This window comes from Mycolicibacterium arenosum, from assembly GCF_024320865.1.
GTDB classification, from domain to species: domain Bacteria; phylum Actinomycetota; class Actinomycetes; order Mycobacteriales; family Mycobacteriaceae; genus Mycobacterium; species Mycobacterium arenosum.
Genome location: NZ_JANDBD010000016.1, coordinates 63,506 through 79,896 on the forward strand (window position 1 = coordinate 63,506; position 16,391 = coordinate 79,896).

The window sequence follows — 16,391 nt, forward strand, 5'->3', positions numbered from 1 at the left end:
GTACGCTGCCCGACGTGAGTCGGCGGACGAGTGGCGGCCGGGCGGCCGGTCTGGCGCTCGGACTGCTGGCCGATCGGCTCTTCGGTGATCCCCGCCGAGGGCATCCGGTGGCGGGCTTCGGTCAGCTGGCGGCGACCGTGGAGCGGCGTACGCACGCCGACTCCCGGCTGGCAGGCGTCGGCCACACCGGCGCACTGCTGATGCCGCTGGCGGTCCTGGGTTACGGCGTCGAACGGGCGGCAGCACGTCGTGGCCCCGCGGCGACCGCCGTCGTCACCGCGCTGGCGACGTACGTCGTGCTGGGCGGAACGTCCTTGGCGCGCACCGGAGAGCGGATGGCACGGCTACTCGAGTCCGACGACGTCGCAGGCGCGCGGGCGCTGCTGCCGTCGCTCTGCGGACGCGATCCCGCCGCGCTCGACGCATCCGGCCTGATCAGGGCCGCACTGGAATCGGTCGCCGAGAACACCTCCGATGCGCAGGTGGCGCCGATGTGGTGGGGGCTGGTGGCGGGTGTGCCGGGACTGCTGGTCTACCGGGGCGCCAACACCTTGGACGCGATGGTCGGACACCGGTCGCCGCGTTACGAGCGATTCGGCTGGGCCGCAGCCAGATTCGACGACGTGGTGAACTACGTCCCGGCGCGCGTCACCGGCGTTCTCGTCGCCGCGTGCGCGCCCGTCGTGACCGGTGAGCCGCGGGCTGCGCTGACCGCCTGGCATCGCGACGCCGCGCGACATCCCAGCCCCAACGCGGGGGTGGCCGAGGCGGCGTTCGCCGGTGCGCTCGGGGTGCGGCTCGGCGGACCCACCCAGTACGCGCATCGCACCGAGATCCGTCCGACGCTCGGTGACGGTCGCATCCCCGAGGTGGCGGACCTGGCCCGGTCGGTGCGTCTCACCGGAGCCGTGCAGGCGGCGGCCGGGGTGCTCGCGGTCGCGCTCAGCGCCGCTTGCCGTAGCGGTCGGCGAGCCGCTCCTCGGTAGTGAGGGGTGCTGACGACGCCGCCTGCGCCTCGGCGGCGGCCCGGTCGCGGCGGCGGGCCCGTGCCTCGGCGACGACGAAGTACCCGACGCCGATCGGCGCGATGATGCCGAAGGCGATCCACTGGATTCCGTACGACAGGAAGGGGCCCGCGTCGAGTTGCGGAAGCGGGATCTCGGTCAGCCCGCCCGGCTGGCCGCCGACGAGTTGCACGTAGCTTCCGGCCAGCGGGACACCCGTCAGATCCGTCACCTGCGCGGGGTTGATCGAGTACACCTGCAGCGCGCCGTCCTCGCGCAGCGGCGCCTTGTCCCGCGGGACGCCCTCGGCGTCGCGCAGCCTGCCGGTGATGCTCACCGTGCCCGTCGGGACGGCGTCGAACGCGGGAACCCCGGTGCCCTCGGTGGGCTTCACGTAGCCCCGGTTGACCAGGATCACCGGCCCGCGGTCGACGGCGAACGGCACCAGCACCTCGTAGGCCGGCTCACCCTCGATGCTGCGCAACCGCACCAGGATCTGCGCCTCCGGCAGGTAGCGACCCGTCGCGGTTACGCGATGCCACTGCGCGTCCGGCGCGACGGAGTCCTGGCGCGGCAGGTACGTCGTGACCGGCACGGGGTCGGCTGACAGCGAGCTGGAGATCTGCGCGTTCTCCCGCTCCGTGCTGGTGTTCTTCCCGAGCTGCCACGGCGCGAGCACGGTGAAGCAGAGGTAGGCGAACGCGATCGCGACGACGTACAGCGCAAGCCACTGCGGCTTGAGCAGGAACGCCAGTCTCCTCAGCATCAGCGGTCGGCCAACCGCTCGTCGACCCAGTCGTGCAGTCCGGGAAGGGCGGTCTCGATGACCGCGAGCACGTCCTCGAAGTCCGCCGTCGTGCCGTAGTAGGGGTCCTCGACGTCGAGTGCGTGTGCGCCGGATCGCGGATCGAAGGACCGCAGCATGCGCACCCGATCCGGGGCTGCGCCCAGGTCGTGCAGGATCCGCACGTGGTTGCGCCCCATCGCCACGATCAGATCCGCGCTCAGGTGGTCGTCGTCGAGCAGTGCGGCCCGGTGCGCGCTCGGATACCCGTGGCCCCGCAGCACCGAGCCGGCACGATCGTCGGCGGCGTCACCCGCATGCCAGCCTCCGGTCCCCGCGCTCGACACCCGTACCGCGCCGGTCAGGCCGCGTTCGTCGAGCTGATGGGCGAAGACCTTCTCCGCCATCGGTGACCGGCAGATGTTGCCCGAGCACACGAACGTGACGTGCAGCGGCAGGAGGTCAGACACCCAGCACCTCCCGCAGATCGCCGATCGTCGCGACGGTCTTGCGTGGCATGAAACCGGTCGCAGCGGTGAAATCGTCTGCGCCGTAACCCCACTCGACGATGACCGTGTCGATGCCGTGCTCCGCGGCGCCCTCGACGTCGTGCGAGCGGTCACCGATCATGAGCACGTCGTCGGGCAACGGTCCGAGCTGGGCGAGCGCGTGGGCGACCACGGCGGACTTCGTCGCTCGGATCCCGTCGGGGCTCGCGCCCGCGATGACCTCGAAGTGGTGGCCGAGGCCGAAGTGCTCGAGGATTCGCACGGCCATCGGTTCGTTCTTGGAGGTCGCGACGGCTAGCCGGACACCCGCTGCGCGCAGGTCGGCCAGGAGCTCAGGAATGCCGTCGTAGACGCGGTTGAGCGCCCAGCCTCGGCTGGTGTAGTCGGCGCGGTACGCGGCGAAGGCGGCGTCGGCGCGGTCGCCGAGACCCATCGAGGTCAGGGTGTGGTGCATCGGGGGACCCACCACCAGGCGTGCGAGGACCGCGTCGTCGTCGGGTCCCGGTACGTCGGCGCCGATCTCGGACAGCGCGTGCCGGAAGCTGGCGACGATTCCGTCGGCCGAATCGGTCAGCGTGCCGTCGAGGTCGAAGATCACTAGCGCCGGGCTCACGGCACCATTGTCTACTGTTGCGGGGTGGACGCGATCACGGAGGTGCTGACGTGAGCGTCCGGTTAGCCGACATCATCGAGGTCCTCGACGACGCGTATCCGCCGCACCTCGCCGAAACCTGGGATTCGGTGGGGTTGGTGTGCGGCGACCCCGCAGAGGTCGTCGAGTCGGTCACGATCGCCGTCGACGCCACCGCCGAGGTGGTCGCCGAGGTTCCCCAGCGCAGCCTGCTGCTGGCGCATCACCCGCTGCTCCTGCGCGGGGTCGACACGGTCGCCGCAGACACGCCCAAGGGGGCCCTGCTGCACCGGCTGATCCGCAACGGCAGCGCACTGTTCACCGCCCACACGAACGCCGACTCGGCGGCAGCAGGGGTCTCCGACGCGCTGGCCGAAGCGCTCGGCCTGGTCGTCGAGGGCGTCCTGTCGCCCGCGCCGAGCGGGCCGGGCCTCGACAAGTGGGTGGTGTTCGTCCCCGACGCGAACGCCGAGGCCGTGCGCGACGCGCTGTTCGCCGCGGGCGCGGGGCACATCGGCGACTACTCGCACTGCAGTTGGTCGGCGAGCGGCACCGGGCAGTTCCTGCCGCACGACGGCGCCTCACCCGCGATCGGCAGCGTCGGCACGGTGGAGCGGGTCCCCGAGCAGCGCGTCGAGGTGATCGCCCGGACGGCGCTGAGATCCCCCGTGCTGTCCGCGCTGCGCGCCGCGCACCCCTACGAGGAGCCGGCGTTCGACGTGTTCGAGCTCGCGGACCTGCCGTCCGGAACCGGCCTCGGCCGCGTCTGTTCGCTACCCGAACCGGAAGCGTTGTCGGCGTTCGTTTCCCGCGTGACCGCAGCGCTGCCCGCGACGTCGTGGGGGGTGCGCGCATCGGGCGATCCCGACGCGACGGTCTCCCGCGTCGCGGTGTGCGGGGGCGCGGGTGACTCGCTGCTCGACACCGTCGCGCGGGCCGGGGTGCAGGTGTACGTGACGGCCGACCTGCGACACCACCCCGCCGACGAGTTCCGCCGGAGCACCGACGTCGCACTGGTCGACGTCGCGCACTGGGCCAGCGAGCAGCCGTGGTGCGCGCAAGCCGCCGCGGTGCTCGACAGATCCTTCGCGGGAGCTTTGCCCGTGCACATCAGCACGGTGCGCACCGACCCATGGAATGTGGAGCACTAATGAAGGCAGAAGCAGTGCAACAACTTTCGCTCCTCGAGCTCGCCTCGGTGGATGCCGAGCTGGCCCGGTTGGCGCATCGGGGTGGACATCTCGCCGAACAGCAGCACCTGGATGCGTGCGTGGTCGACCATCGGGAGGCCGGCGATCGGCTCGCGGTGATCGGCATCGCCATCGAGGACGTCGAGGGCCGGATCGCCAAGTTGGAGGACGAAGTCGACTCGGTGCGCAAACGCGAGGACCGCGACCGTTCGCTGCTTCAGGGCGGCACCGTCGCCGCGAAGAACGTCGCCGAACTGCATCACGAACTGGAGACGCTGGAGCGCAGGCAGTCCTCGCTCGAGGACACCCTGCTCGAGACCATGGAGCGTCGCGAGCAACTCCTGGCGGAGCAGTCCGAGCAGCAGGCCCGGATCGACGAGTTGCAGCGTGCGGTCATCGTGGCCGAGGAGCGCCGCGACGGTGCCGTCGTCGACCTGGAGCAGGCCAGGCACCGCGCGGTGTCGCGGCGGGAGCAGTTGAGCACGTCACTCGACGTCGACCTGTTCGCGCTGTACGAGCGTCTGCGCGCCAAGGGCGGGGTGGCTGCGGGTCTGCTGCAGGCGCGCCGGTGCGGGGCGTGCCGCATCGAAATCGACAGGGGCGAGCTGTCGCGGATCTCCGCGGCGCAGGAGGACGACGTGCTGACATGCCCCGAGTGCGGCGCGATTCTGGTGCGGACGAAGGAGTCCGGGCTGTGAAGGTCGTCGTCGAGGCCGACGGTGGCTCGCGCGGAAACCCCGGCCCTGCGGGATACGGCGCGGTGGTGTTCTCCCGCGACCGCGACACGGTGCTGGCCGAGCGCAAGGCGGCGATCGGGACCGCCACCAACAACGTTGCGGAGTACCGCGGACTGATCGCCGGACTGGAGGGTGCCCTCGACGTGGGGGCGTCCGTGGTCGAGGTGGCGATGGACTCCAAGCTGGTGGTCGAGCAGATGACGGGGCGCTGGCGCGTCAAGCACCCGGACCTGCAGCCGCTGAACCGGCGAGCCAACGAGCTGGTCGGCGAGTTCGACCGCGTCGGCTTCTCCTGGATTCCGCGGCAGCAGAACAGCCACGCGGATCGGTTGGCGAACGAGGCGATGGATGCTGCGGCCGAAGAGTCGGTGGAGAACGCGAAGCGCTCCGAAAGCGTTGCCACCCCGACCTCCTCACCGGGCTGGACGGGTGCGCGTGGCGAGCCCACGCGCCTGCTGCTGTTGCGGCACGGACAGACGGAGCTCTCGGTGCAGCGACGCTATTCGGGCCGCGGCAATCCGCCGCTGACCGAGCTGGGCCGCAAGCAGGCGGAGGCCGCCGCGAACTTCCTCGCCGAGCGCGGCGGCATCAACGCGGTCGTCAGCTCGCCGCTGGAGCGTGCGCTCGCCACCGCAACGGCCGCAGCCGACCGGTTGGGGCTCGGCGTCACGGTCGAGGCCGATCTCATCGAAACCGACTTCGGCGGATGGGAGGGCCTGACCTTCTCCGAAGCGGCGGAACGGGATCCGGAGCTGCACACCCGCTGGCTGCGGGACACTACCCTGCCGCCGCCGGACGGGGAGAGCTTCGACACCGTCGCGCATCGCGTGCGGCGGGCGCGCAACCGGATCATCTCCGACCACGGCGGCTCCACCGTCCTCGTGGTGTCGCACGTGACGCCGATCAAGACGATCCTGCGGCTCGCACTCGATGCGAGCGAGGGCATTCTGTACCGCCTGCACCTGGATCTGGCCTCGCTGTCGATCGCCGAGTTCTACCCGGACGGGGCGTCATCGGTGCGACTGGTGAACCAGACGGCGTATCTCTGACGACGGGTCGGGTCGCGGCGGTAGCCTCGAATGCGTCGCCGCCAGGGGGTACGCCATGGACAAGTCCACAACGGGTTGGCTGGCGCTGATCCTTCTCGTCGTCGGCCTCGTGCTCGCACCTGCCTCGGCGGTGTTCCGAAAGCACGAAAGCGCCGTCGCCACAACCGGTGTCCTCTGCATCGTGACGAGCGCGGTGGTGTTCGGCATCGGGTACTACTGGCTGAGTGAGTGACGGCAGTCAGCTCTGGACGTGGAAGCGCTCGCCGTGCGGTCCGAAGATGGCGATCGCCTCCACCGGCCCGTCGATGGAGCCGAACCAGTGCGGGGTCCACGTCGAGAACTCCACCGCCTCACCGGGTTTGATCGTGAAGTCGCGGTCCCCGAGGATGAGGCGCAGCCGACCCGACATGACGTAGAGCCACTCCTGACCGTCGTGCACCGGCAACTCGTCGGGAGGCGTGCGCCTGCGCGCGCTGACCCGGATCTTGAACGCGTGCAGGCCGCCCGCGGGCCCGCTGCGGGTCAACGGCCAGAACGTGATGCCCTTGGCGGAGTGCGACCCCGCCCGCACCCGCGGGTCCTCGGTCTCCGGTTCGCGGAGCAGTTCGTCGGTGCTCACCGACAGCGCGGTGGCCAGCCTCGGCAGGTGGTCGAGGGCGAGCCTGCGCTTGCCCGATTCCAGTCGGCTCAGCGTCGACACGTCGATGTCGGCGCGCTTGGCGACGTCGTCGAGGGTGAGTCCGCGTTGCGTCCGCAACTCGCGAAGACGTCGCCGAACCCGCAGGTCGACGTCGTCGGCTTTGTCGGTCTTTGCCTGCATGGCAAATCAGGTTGGCAGATACTCGGCCGCCCGGCAAGCTCGCAGGCATGAACACCGAATGGGATTGCATCGTCGTCGGAGGCGGTGCGGCGGGCCTGAGCGCGGCGCTGGTCCTCGGCCGGGCGCGGCGCCGAACGCTGCTGGTGGACGCCGGGGCTCAGAGCAACCTCGCCGCCCACGGCATCGGTGGCCTCCTCGGATTCGACGGCACACCACCGGCGCAGCTGTACGAACGCGGCCGCGAGCAGGTGAGGCCCTATCCGAGCGTGGAGGTCCGAGAAGGCGAAGTCGTCAGTGCAACAGCAGGATTCATTGTTGAGCTGGCGGACGGCACGACTGAGCGAACGCGGGCGCTGCTGCTCGCCACCGGAATGGACTACCGCGGCCCCGACATCGCCGGACTCGCCGAACTCTGGGGGACGTCGGTCTTCCACTGCCCCTTCTGCCACGGCTGGGAGGTGCGCGACGCCCCGCTGGCCGTCGTCGGCACGGGGGAGCGGGCGGTGCACGCGGCGCTGCTGCTGCGCGGCTGGACCGACGACGTCGTCGTGCTCGGCAACGGCTCGGCCGACCTGGACGACGCGCAGCGCGCGCTGCTCGCCGCGGCGGGGATCCCCGTCGACGATCGCCGGATCGCGCGATTAGCCTCGCGCAACGGCGAATTGACGGCGATCGAGTTCACCGACGGTGGCTCGCTCGCCCGGCGCGGGGCGCTTGTCGCGGCGACGCTGCACCAGCGCTCGACGCTCGTCGAGCGGCTGGGCGTCGACACGGTTGCGACCCCGCTCAGCGCCGAGGCGGTCGTGGTCGATCCCTTCCAGCGCACGTCGGTGCGCGGTGTGTTCGCCGCAGGCGACCTCGGCGCGGGCATGCCCCAGGTCGCGGCTGCCGTCGCATCGGGCAGCGTCGCAGCCGTCGCCGTCGTGCAGTACCTGATGGCCGGCGACGTCGGCCTGCCCGTGCCTCCGTGGCCTGATCAGAAGGAGTTGCAACATGCCTGAATCCGACGAGGACGTCCAGAAGCACTGGGACGACCGGTACGCGGAGAAGGACCGGATCTGGAGCGGTCGCGTTAATGCGCAGCTCGCGAACGTCGCCGAACCGCTGCCGCCCGGCCGTGCGCTCGACCTCGGCTGCGGTGAGGGCGGTGACGCCGTCTGGCTCGCCGAGCACGGGTGGCAGGTCCTGGCGGTCGACGTGTCGGAGACGGCGTTGAGCCGTGCCGCGGCCGAGGCGCGGAGCCGGGGGGTGCTGGAGCGCATCGACTTCCAGCATCACGACCTCTCGGAGAGCTTCCCGGAGGGGACGTTCGACCTGGCGTCGGCCCAGTACTTCCACTCGTTCGTCCGGCTCGAGCGGCCGCAGATCCTGCGCCGGGCCGCAGCGGCAGTGCGGCCCGGCGGACTGCTCGTGATCGTCGATCACGCGGCCGCCCCGCCGTGGGCGAAGCAGGAGGTGCACGACCATCCGTTCCCGAGTGCCGACGACGTGCTCACCGAGTTGGATCTGTCCGCCGCCGAATGGGAGCGGGTCCGGGTCGAGACGGTGGACCGGCCGACGATCGATCCGGACGGGAATCCCGCGTCCATCCAGGACAACCTGATGGTGCTGCGCCGCGCGGGGTGAGCGTCAGGGGTTCAGCTGCGCCAGCCGGACGCTGTTGCCCGACGGGTCGCGGAACCCGGAGTCGATGCCGTAGGGCATCTGATGCGGCGGTTCGTTGAACTCGACACCGCGGGCGGACATCGCCTCGAAGTCGCGCTGCACGTCGTCGGTGGTGAGGAACACCGTGCCGGCGAAACCCTTGGCGGTCAGGTCGAGCACCTGCCGCCGGGTGTCCTCGTCCATCACGGGTGGTCCGGGGATGGCCATCAGTACGATGCCGACGTCGTCCTGCCCCGGCGGTCCGACCGTCAGCCAGCGGAAGGCGCCCATCTCCTCGGGGAAGGACACGTCCTCGCGGACCTCCATGCCGACCTTCTCGGTCCAGAACTCGAGTGCGACTGCCTGATCGTGAACCCAGAGGTGGGCGGTGCCGATTCTCATCATGGCGCCGACGCTACGGGCGGTCGTCGTCGCCCGTCTTCTCCCCGTGTGCTGTCTTGACTCGGGTATGAGCCAGCGGCCTGGTGTCGCGGGCGAGGACGCAACTCGGAATCCGGGCGCGGGTGAGCGCGGGTGGCATCGACGCGCGGTAGGCGGCCGGGGTCCTGCCGTACACCCTGGCGAAGGTGGTGGTGAACGATCCGACGCTCTGCAATCCGACCATCACGCAGATGTCGGCGACCGACCGATCGGTGTACCGCAGCAGCGCCGCCGCCCGCTCGAGGCGCCGCGTCTGCAGATACGCCCGCGGCGATTCCCCGAAGGTCCGAGTGAACATGCGGGAGAAGTGCGCTCGCGACAGCCCGGCCGCGGCGGCGAGATCGTCGACGGTGATCGGCTCGGCGTACCGGGCGTCGACGAGGTCCCTGGCGCGCAGCAGATACCGGGCCGGTGGCGCCTGAGCCATGCTGATCAGAGTACGGTGAACCGCGCGGACGAGTTGGCCGGGCGGCCGCGGGCACCGGATTTCCGGTGTTCGAGGAAAGTCCGGACTTCTCAGAGCAGGGTGATTGCTAACGGCAATCCGAGGTGACTCGCGGGACAGTGCCACAGAGAACAGACCGCCACCCGCAAGGGTGGTAAGGGTGAAACGGTGCGGTAAGAGCGCACCAGCACTCCGGGTGACCGGAGTGGCTAGGCAAACCCCACCCGAAGCAAGGCCAAGAAGGCCGCAACCCCGGTTGCGGCTGCGCAGACGCCTGAGGGCTGCTCGCCCGAGTCTGCGGGTAGGCCGCTCGAGGCACCCGGCGACGGTGTGCCCAGATGGATGGTCGCCGCTTCGCCGCCAGTCATGGTGGTGAAGAACAGAATCCGGCTTACAGGCCAGCTCGTCCGCCCCTAGGTCGCCGCCTTGACGGCCTTCCGCAGGTCCTTGAGTGCCTTCGCGATCTGAGCCTCGGCGCGGTGGGCCACCTCGGCCTCGCGGCTGAACAGCACCCCGTAGGTGAAGGTGTCCTCGCCCGCGTCGCGCGCCGCGGTGGCCTCCTTGAGGAGATGGACCCGGCTGACCACGCTGTCCTGGTGATCGCCCAGCAGCGACTGAATCGCCTTCGCCCGGTCGGCGACCTTGGCCTTCCCGAGCGCAGCGGCCGTGTATCGAAGTTGCTTGGCGCGCTTGCGGATTCGATGCAGCGCTTCGTCGCGCTCCGCGGCGGGCACGTCGGCATCGGCGGCTACCGCCTTCGCCTTCTTGGCCGCCTTGCGCACCTTCGCGTAGGACGACTCGACGCTGAGCGGTTCGGCCTCCTCACCGGGTGGCGCCTCCGGAGGTTCCGCGGCGACGAGCGCTTCGAGGCCGTCGAGCAGCCGGAAGTAGCGCTCGGAGCGCATGGCGGTCAGCGACCGCCGCCACCCGGCCTGATAGCGCCGCTTACCGCCCTCGACCAGACGTTCGCGGACCTCGCCCCGAACGAGTTCCGGCGGCAGCTCGTCCAGCGCCGTCTCGTACTTCTCGGCGAGCACCTCCGCGTCGCGCGCCACGCCCAGCACGCCCGCCAGCAGCTTGAGCTCTTCGAGGATCCACGCGTCGTCCTCGATACCGAACGAATCCTCCGACGCTCGCAGCAGGCTGCGGATCTTGCGGGTCACCACACGCAGCTGGTGCACCGAGTCCCAGGCGTCCGCTCGGACGGCGCGATCCCACACCAGCATCTCGGCCACCTGCTCGGCGACCGCGCGGTGCACGGGATCCCGCACCGACTCGGGGGCGTCGTCCTCGGCGCGAGCCAGCACCCGCGCGAGCTTGGAGCCGTGCCCTGCGGGTTCGGCGCCGGCGTCGAACAGCCGGTTCGCCAGACGGTCCAGCAGGGCTTCGCCGGTGTCGGCTTGCTCGCCGACGAGCTCGAGCTCCCACTCACGCCACGTCAGGTGCTCGTCGTCGGCGGCCCGCGTCGCGGTGACGCGGTCGTCGCAGAACTCCGCGACCGCCGTGCCGTGGTGGCCGTAGAGCATGTCGACGGTGCGGCTGGTCTCGATGCGCGCCACCGGGGCCAGCGGCCGGTCGCGCACGATCGCCAGCACCACGTCGCGCAGCTCGGCGGGCACGTCGGAGCCCTCACCGAGAGGCAGCCGCACTTCGGTGCGCTCGTCCGGGCCCGCGGGAAGCTTCAGATGCCAGCCCTCGTCGGGCCCTCCGGTCCGGCGGCGCAACGTGATTCGGTGGGCCGCGAGATCCTGTCCCGGCGTGTCGAAGTAGACGGCGTCCAGGCGCTGCTCGGGTAGTCGCTCGACGCGGGCGATGGCCGAGAGACCGTCGAACGACGGCGACACCGCGGTCTCGGCGGGGGCGAACTTGCGCTCGACCTCCGTGTGCCGCGAGGGGGTGTCTGTGTCGGACGCGTCTGATGCCATCGTCGCCTTCGGTCGGAAGCTCACTGTGATCGAATTTCGTGAACAGGGTGCCACATCGAAGTGAACACACGCCGTCGGTGCCGCGCGCCCGCCGCGGGCGGGCTTACACATCGGGGCCGGGGCGTAAGGCGCGCGGGCGGCCCTGCGATACGGTTTGCCCATGACCGAATTCGAGACGCTCACGTTCGCTGAGTCCGGACCCGTCACCAGCATCGTGCTCAACCGGCCCGACGCCGCGAACGGGATGAACGACACGCTGACCCGCGAACTCGCGGTCGCCGCGGCGCTGTGCGACACCGAGTCGACGAAGGTCGTCACCATCACCGGAGCGGGCAGGTTCTTCTGCGCGGGTGGCGATCTCAAGGCCATGTCCGCGGCCCCGAATCCGGGGGCGTTCGTCAAGGGCATCGCCGACGATCTGCACCGCGCGCTGTCCACCTTCGCGCGAATGGACGCCGTGGTGATCGTCTCGGTGAACGGCACCGCGGCGGGTGCCGGCTTCAGCCTCGCCGCGACGGGCGACCTCGCGCTGGCCGCCGAGTCGGCGAAGTTCACGATGGCCTACACGAAGGCCGGCCTCAGCCCCGACGGCAGCTCGTCGTACTACCTGCCGCGCCTCATCGGGCTGCGCAGGACGCAGGAGCTGATGCTGACCAACCGGACGCTGACGGCCGCCGAGGCGCTGGACTGGGGGCTGCTCACCGAGGTGGTGCCCGACGCCGACCTCGCCGGGCGCACCGAGGACCTCGCCACCCAGATGGCGGCCACGTCACGCACGTCGAACGGCACGGTCAAGCGCCTGCTGCTCGGGACCTACCGCACCGGTCTGGAAGAGCAGATGGAGCTCGAAAGCCAGTACATCAGGGACAGCGCCCGCTCGGCAGACGGTCAGGAGGGCATCGCCGCCTTCGTGGGGAAGCGCCCGCCGGTCTTCGGCTAGCTGCCGGGCGGGCATCAAGCCGCGGCATCTGCGCAGTGGTCGCAGTAATCGGGCGACGCGAACAACCGTCATGCAGAACTCGACGGATGCGTCAGCGAGTTCTGCTTGTGGGTTCTTCTCACGCGCGAAAGACAGCCCAGGAGCAGATCTCGATGCAGTCGTCGCCCGTTTCTGCGTGGTGGTCGTTGCTTACCGACGCAGTGACGGCCGTGGCGCAGAAGTGGGGATCAGAAGCAGAAGCGGGGGTCAGAAGGAGTGCTCCTCGGCCGGGAACGCCCCGGTCGCGACCTCCTGGGCGTACTGCGTTGCGGCGCTGCGCAACTCGTCGCCGACGGCGCCGAAACGCTTGACGAACTTGGCCGTCTTGCCCGAGGTCATGCCCGCCATGTCCTGCCAGACCAGTACCTGGGCATCGCAATTGGGGCCCGCGCCGATGCCGACGGTCGGGATGGTCAGCTTGCCGGTGATCTGCGTCGCCAGCTCGGCGGGCACCATCTCGAGGACGACGGCGATGGCGCCGGCCTCGGCGACGGCGATCGCGTCGTGGATGGTCTGCTCGGCGGCGTCACCGCGGCCCTGCACGCGGAACCCGCCGAGGCCGTTGACGCTCTGCGGCGTGAAACCGATGTGAGCGACGACGGGGATGCCCGCCTGCGTCAGCATCGCGATCTGCTCGGCGACGCGCTCGCCGCCCTCGAGTTTCACTGCGGCGGCACCGGTCTCCTTCATGAAGCGCGTCGCGGTGGCCAGCGCCTGCTGCGGGCCGGCCTCGTAGCTGCCGAACGGCAGGTCGGCCACGACCAGGGCGTGCGGGGCACCGCGGACGACACCGCGAACCAGCGGGATGAGTTCGTCGATCGACACCGGAACCGTGGTGTCGTAGCCGTACACCACGTTGGCGGCGGAATCGCCCACTAGGAGGACCGGAATCTCAGCGTCGTCGAAGACGCGTGCGGTGGAGTAGTCGTAGGCCGTCAGCATGGCCCACTTGTGGCCTTCGGACTTCCACTTCAGCAGGTGGTGGGTGCGCACCCTGGTGCGCGGCTTACAGGGAGTCGAATCGGTGGCAGAACCGTACACCGTGTGCTCAGACATCATTGTCCCTCGGTTGGTCGGGTCGTCCTCGAGGCCCATCCGGGTCCCCGGGTCGTCTGACGCGTCAAGTGTGCCACTCGAGACGGTCAAGGTGAACCACAGGTGAAGTGCGGTTCCTCACATCTGGACACCGGCCGGGCCTACGATCGCGACATGCAACGGCTCAGCGGTCTCGACGCCAGCTTCCTCTACCTCGAAACCCCTGCTCAGCCACTGCACGTGTGCTCGGTTCTGGAGATCGACACGGCGACGATGCCGGGCGGCTACACGTTCGATCGGCTCCGTGACGCACTCGGTCTGCGCATCAAGGCGATGCCCGAGTTCCGCGAGAAACTGGCCGACAACCGGCTGAACCTCGACCACCCGGTGTGGGTGGAGGACGAGGACTTCGACGTGGACCGGCACCTGCACCGGATCGGTCTGCCCGCACCGGGCGGGCGCGTCGAACTCGCCGAGATCTGCGGCCACATCGCGTCGTTGACGCTCGACCGCAGCCGCCCGCTGTGGGAGATGTGGATCATCGAGAACGTCGCGGGCACTGACGCGCACGACGGCGGCCGACTCGCGGTGCTGACCAAGGTCCATCACGCCGGCGTCGACGGCGTGACGGGCGCCAACCTGATGTCGCAGCTGTGCACGACCGAAGCCGATGCGCCGCCGCCGGATCCCGTCACCGGGGTGGGCGGCGCGTCCGACCTCGAGATCGCGGTGAGTGGCGCGGTCAAGTTCGTCACCCGTCCGCTGAAGCTCGCGAACGTCGTGCCCTCGACGGTGTCGACCGTGGTCGACACCGTCCGCCGGGCGCGCAGCGGGCTGACGATGGCGGCACCGCTGAACGCGCCGAAGACGGCGTTCAACGTCAACGTGACCGGCCGGCGCAACGTGGCGTTCGCCCAGTTGGACCTCGAGGACATCAAGACCGTCAAGAACCACTTCGGCGTCAAGGTCAACGACGTGGTGATGGCGATGGTGGCCGGGGTGCTGCGGCGGTTCCTGCTCGACCGCGGTGAACTGCCCGACAGCTCGCTCGTCGCGATGGTGCCGGTGTCGGTGCACGACAAGTCGGATCGGCCGGGACGGAACCAGGTTTCGGGCATGTTCACCAAGCTGGGCACTGACATCGAGGACCCGGCCGAACGGCTGAAGACCATTGCCGATTCCAATTCGGTTGCCAAGCAACACAGTTCGGCGATCGGCGCGACGCTGCTGCAGGACTGGACGCAGTTCGCGTCGCCCGCGGTGTTCGGCGTGGCGATGCGGGTGTTCGCCCGCAGCAACCTCAGCGGAGCCCGGCCGGTGCACAACCTGGTGGTCTCCAACGTGCCGGGGCCGCAGATTCCGCTCTACTTCCTGGGGTCCGAGGTGAAGGCCATGTATCCGCTCGGGCCGATCTTCCACGGCTCGGGCCTGAACATCACCGTGATGTCGCTGGCCGGCACGCTGGACGTCGGATTGATCTCCTGTCCCGACCTGCTCCCGGACCTGTGGGACATGGCCGACGATTTCGAGGTCGCTCTGCGGGAACTTCTCGACGCCACGCGTTAGCGTCCTCAACAGCGCTTTCCCCTCCTCATGGCAGCATGGTCAGCCATGAACCTCACTCGCGGTGTCCTCGCGGCCGCCTCGGTGGTGTCGCTCGTCGCCGGCTGCAGCACCCAGATCGACGGCCGAGCCGTGATGGGGACACCGCCGCCGGGCACGCCCGTGGCGTGGACGGAGTGCCCGCCGATGACCGTCACCGTCGCGACACCACCCGGCGCGCAGTGCGGGATGCTCTCGGTACCCGTCGACTACAGCAAACCGGACGGCGACGTCGCCCAGATCGCCATGATCAAGATTCCGGCAACGGGTCAGAAGATCGGTTCGCTGGTCGTCAATCCCGGCGGCCCCGGAAAGTCCGGCAACGAGGCCGCGGCCGGGATCGTCGGACTGCTTCCGCCGTCGGTACGGGAGAAGTTCGACCTCGTCGGCTTCGACCCCCGCGGCGTCGCGGGGTCACGGCCCGACGTGTGGTGCAACTCCGATGCGGATAACGATCGAGAGCGCGCCGAGCCGCAGGTCGACTACTCCGAGACGGGCGTGGCCGGTATCGAACAGGACACGAAGGATTTCGTGCAGCGCTGCGTCGACAAGATGGGCGACGAATACCTCGCCAACCTCGGCACGATCAACGTCGCCAGGGATCTCGACGCCATTCGGGAGGCGCTCGGCGACGACAAGCTGACCTACCTCGGCTACTCCTACGGGACGCGGATCGGCGCGTTCTACGCCGAGCAGTTCCCCGACCGGATCCGGGCGATGATCCTGGACGGCGCGATCGACCCCAACGCCGATCCCGCCGAGGCCGACATCCGCCAGGCCGCCGCGTTCCAGACGGCCTTCAACGACTACGCCGCCGATTGCGCGAAGGACCCGACGTGCCCTCTCGGCACCGATCCGGCGAAGGCCGTCGAGGTGTACAAGGGTCTGGTGGAGCCGCTGGTGGAAACGCCCGCCGAGACCGACGATCCGCGCGGGCTCAGCTACAACGACGCGGTCATCGGCACCATCCTGGCGCTCTACTCGCCGGCCATGTGGCAGAACCTCACCGCGGGCCTGCAGGAGGTTCGCGCCGGCCGCGGCGACAACCTGCTGCGGCTCGCCGACTACTACATGGGCCGGGATGCGCAGGGGCGTTACGACAATTCGACCGATGTCCGGGTCGCGGTGAACTGCGTCGACAAGCCGCCGATCACCGACCGCGCGAAGGTCATCGATCAGGACCGGCGCGCGCGAGAGGCCGCACCGTTCATGAACTACGGGGACTTCACCGGCTACGCGCCGCTCGGCACGTGCGCGTTCTGGCCCGTGCCCCCGACGTCGGAGCCGCACGAACTCGAGGTCGACGGGTTGCCGCCGACGCTGGTGGTGTCGACGACCAACGACCCGGCGACGCCGTACCAGGCCGGTGTGGAGTTGGCCGAACAACTCGGCGGTGCGCTGCTCACCTTCGACGGCACTCAGCACACCGTGGTGTTCCAGGGCGACTCCTGCGTCGACGACATCGCCTCGAAGTACCTGATCGACCTCGTGACACCGCCGCAACCCGCCACGTGCTGAGGATTGGTCACCGTCCGGTCACCGTCTGATTGCCCTCTTGTCTCTGCCCGCCGCCGGACGGCGACCCCAAGGGTGTTG

General features: G+C 69.8%; 18 protein-coding genes and 1 other RNA gene. 11 read left to right on the forward strand and 8 right to left on the reverse strand.

Annotated features, from left to right (window positions below; all coding sequences use genetic code 11):
- Positions 1 to 14 precede the first annotated feature (14 nt).
- Positions 15 to 986, forward strand: coding sequence for a cobalamin biosynthesis protein (locus tag NM203_RS29815; protein ID WP_255064364.1), 972 nt, complete (start codon positions 15 to 17; stop codon positions 984 to 986).
- Here NM203_RS29815 and NM203_RS29820 read toward each other — a convergent pair.
- The 3 genes from NM203_RS29820 to NM203_RS29830 are packed head-to-tail and all read right to left on the reverse strand — an operon-like array spanning position 943 to position 2,910.
- Positions 943 to 1,767, reverse strand: coding sequence for an SURF1 family cytochrome oxidase biogenesis protein (locus NM203_RS29820; RefSeq protein WP_255064475.1), 825 nt, complete (start codon positions 1,765 to 1,767; stop codon positions 943 to 945). The genes NM203_RS29815 and NM203_RS29820 overlap by 44 nt on opposite strands.
- A gap of 2 nt (positions 1,768 to 1,769) precedes the next feature.
- Positions 1,770 to 2,258, reverse strand: coding sequence for a low molecular weight protein-tyrosine-phosphatase (locus NM203_RS29825; protein ID WP_255064365.1), 489 nt, complete (start codon positions 2,256 to 2,258; stop codon positions 1,770 to 1,772).
- Positions 2,251 to 2,910 (reverse strand): HAD-IA family hydrolase, encoded by a 660-nt coding sequence (locus NM203_RS29830; RefSeq protein WP_255064373.1) that lies wholly within the window; start codon positions 2,908 to 2,910, stop codon positions 2,251 to 2,253. Before NM203_RS29830 ends, NM203_RS29825 begins: the two co-directional genes overlap by 8 nt.
- 50 nt (positions 2,911 to 2,960) lie before the next feature.
- Here NM203_RS29830 and NM203_RS29835 point away from each other — a divergent pair, with 50 nt between their 5' ends.
- From NM203_RS29835 to NM203_RS29850, 4 genes are read left to right on the forward strand one after another with little or no spacing between them, the layout of a single operon-like run.
- Positions 2,961 to 4,079, forward strand: coding sequence for a Nif3-like dinuclear metal center hexameric protein (locus tag NM203_RS29835; RefSeq protein ID WP_255064375.1), 1,119 nt, complete (start codon positions 2,961 to 2,963; stop codon positions 4,077 to 4,079).
- Positions 4,079 to 4,816: a zinc ribbon domain-containing protein gene (locus tag NM203_RS29840; protein WP_255064381.1), complete on the forward strand. Its 738-nt coding sequence runs from the start codon at positions 4,079 to 4,081 to the stop codon at positions 4,814 to 4,816. The genes NM203_RS29835 and NM203_RS29840 overlap by 1 nt, the downstream gene beginning before the upstream one ends.
- Complete coding sequence (locus NM203_RS29845; RefSeq protein WP_255064383.1) at positions 4,813 to 5,904, forward strand: bifunctional RNase H/acid phosphatase; 1,092 nt, start codon at positions 4,813 to 4,815, stop codon at positions 5,902 to 5,904. The genes NM203_RS29840 and NM203_RS29845 overlap by 4 nt, the downstream gene beginning before the upstream one ends.
- A gap of 55 nt (positions 5,905 to 5,959) precedes the next feature.
- Positions 5,960 to 6,136: a hypothetical protein gene (locus NM203_RS29850; protein ID WP_255064385.1), complete on the forward strand. Its 177-nt coding sequence runs from the start codon at positions 5,960 to 5,962 to the stop codon at positions 6,134 to 6,136.
- A gap of 6 nt (positions 6,137 to 6,142) precedes the next feature.
- Here the strand turns inward: NM203_RS29850 and NM203_RS29855 are convergent, their stop codons facing one another.
- Positions 6,143 to 6,724 (reverse strand): type II toxin-antitoxin system RelB family anti-toxin, encoded by a 582-nt coding sequence (locus NM203_RS29855; protein ID WP_255064386.1) that lies wholly within the window; start codon positions 6,722 to 6,724, stop codon positions 6,143 to 6,145.
- A gap of 47 nt (positions 6,725 to 6,771) precedes the next feature.
- On the opposite strand from NM203_RS29855, the gene NM203_RS29860 reads away from it, so the two are divergent.
- The gene (locus NM203_RS29860; RefSeq protein ID WP_255064387.1) at positions 6,772 to 7,725 is read left to right on the forward strand and encodes an NAD(P)/FAD-dependent oxidoreductase; all 954 of its coding nucleotides are present in this window, start codon (positions 6,772 to 6,774) and stop codon (positions 7,723 to 7,725) included.
- Entirely contained in the window at positions 7,718 to 8,350 is a 633-nt protein-coding gene (locus NM203_RS29865) for a class I SAM-dependent methyltransferase (protein ID WP_255064388.1), read from the forward strand. The genes NM203_RS29860 and NM203_RS29865 overlap by 8 nt, the downstream gene beginning before the upstream one ends.
- A 3-nt stretch (positions 8,351 to 8,353) precedes the next feature.
- Here the strand turns inward: NM203_RS29865 and NM203_RS29870 are convergent, their stop codons facing one another.
- Both NM203_RS29870 and NM203_RS29875 read right to left on the reverse strand, forming a co-directional pair.
- Positions 8,354 to 8,773, reverse strand: coding sequence for a VOC family protein (locus NM203_RS29870; protein WP_255064389.1), 420 nt, complete (start codon positions 8,771 to 8,773; stop codon positions 8,354 to 8,356).
- 10 nt (positions 8,774 to 8,783) lie between these two features.
- A complete protein-coding gene (locus NM203_RS29875; RefSeq protein WP_255064390.1) occupies positions 8,784 to 9,236 on the reverse strand; it encodes a helix-turn-helix transcriptional regulator in 453 nt (150 codons plus the stop codon).
- A gap of 29 nt (positions 9,237 to 9,265) precedes the next feature.
- Between NM203_RS29875 and rnpB the strand changes: the two genes are divergently transcribed.
- Positions 9,266 to 9,664: RNase P RNA component class A (gene rnpB, locus NM203_RS29880), an RNA gene on the forward strand.
- Positions 9,665 to 9,667: 3 nt separating this feature from the next.
- On the opposite strand, the gene NM203_RS29885 is transcribed toward rnpB, so the two are convergent.
- The gene (locus tag NM203_RS29885) at positions 9,668 to 11,179 is read right to left on the reverse strand and encodes a CYTH and CHAD domain-containing protein (protein WP_255064391.1); all 1,512 of its coding nucleotides are present in this window, start codon (positions 11,177 to 11,179) and stop codon (positions 9,668 to 9,670) included.
- Positions 11,180 to 11,339: 160 nt separating this feature from the next.
- Between NM203_RS29885 and NM203_RS29890 the strand changes: the two genes are divergently transcribed.
- Positions 11,340 to 12,119, forward strand: coding sequence for an enoyl-CoA hydratase/isomerase family protein (locus NM203_RS29890; RefSeq protein ID WP_255064393.1), 780 nt, complete (start codon positions 11,340 to 11,342; stop codon positions 12,117 to 12,119).
- Positions 12,120 to 12,365: 246 nt separating this feature from the next.
- Here the strand turns inward: NM203_RS29890 and panB are convergent, their stop codons facing one another.
- Positions 12,366 to 13,214, reverse strand: a complete 849-nt coding sequence (panB, locus tag NM203_RS29895; protein ID WP_255064394.1) for a 3-methyl-2-oxobutanoate hydroxymethyltransferase — start codon at positions 13,212 to 13,214, stop codon at positions 12,366 to 12,368.
- A 153-nt stretch (positions 13,215 to 13,367) separates the two neighbouring features.
- On the opposite strand from panB, the gene NM203_RS29900 reads away from it, so the two are divergent.
- Complete coding sequence (locus NM203_RS29900) at positions 13,368 to 14,759, forward strand: WS/DGAT/MGAT family O-acyltransferase (RefSeq protein ID WP_255064396.1); 1,392 nt, start codon at positions 13,368 to 13,370, stop codon at positions 14,757 to 14,759.
- Between the two features lie 45 nt (positions 14,760 to 14,804).
- Positions 14,805 to 16,313, forward strand: a complete 1,509-nt coding sequence (locus NM203_RS29905; protein ID WP_255064398.1) for an alpha/beta hydrolase — start codon at positions 14,805 to 14,807, stop codon at positions 16,311 to 16,313.
- The last annotated feature ends 78 nt before the right edge of the window (positions 16,314 to 16,391 follow it).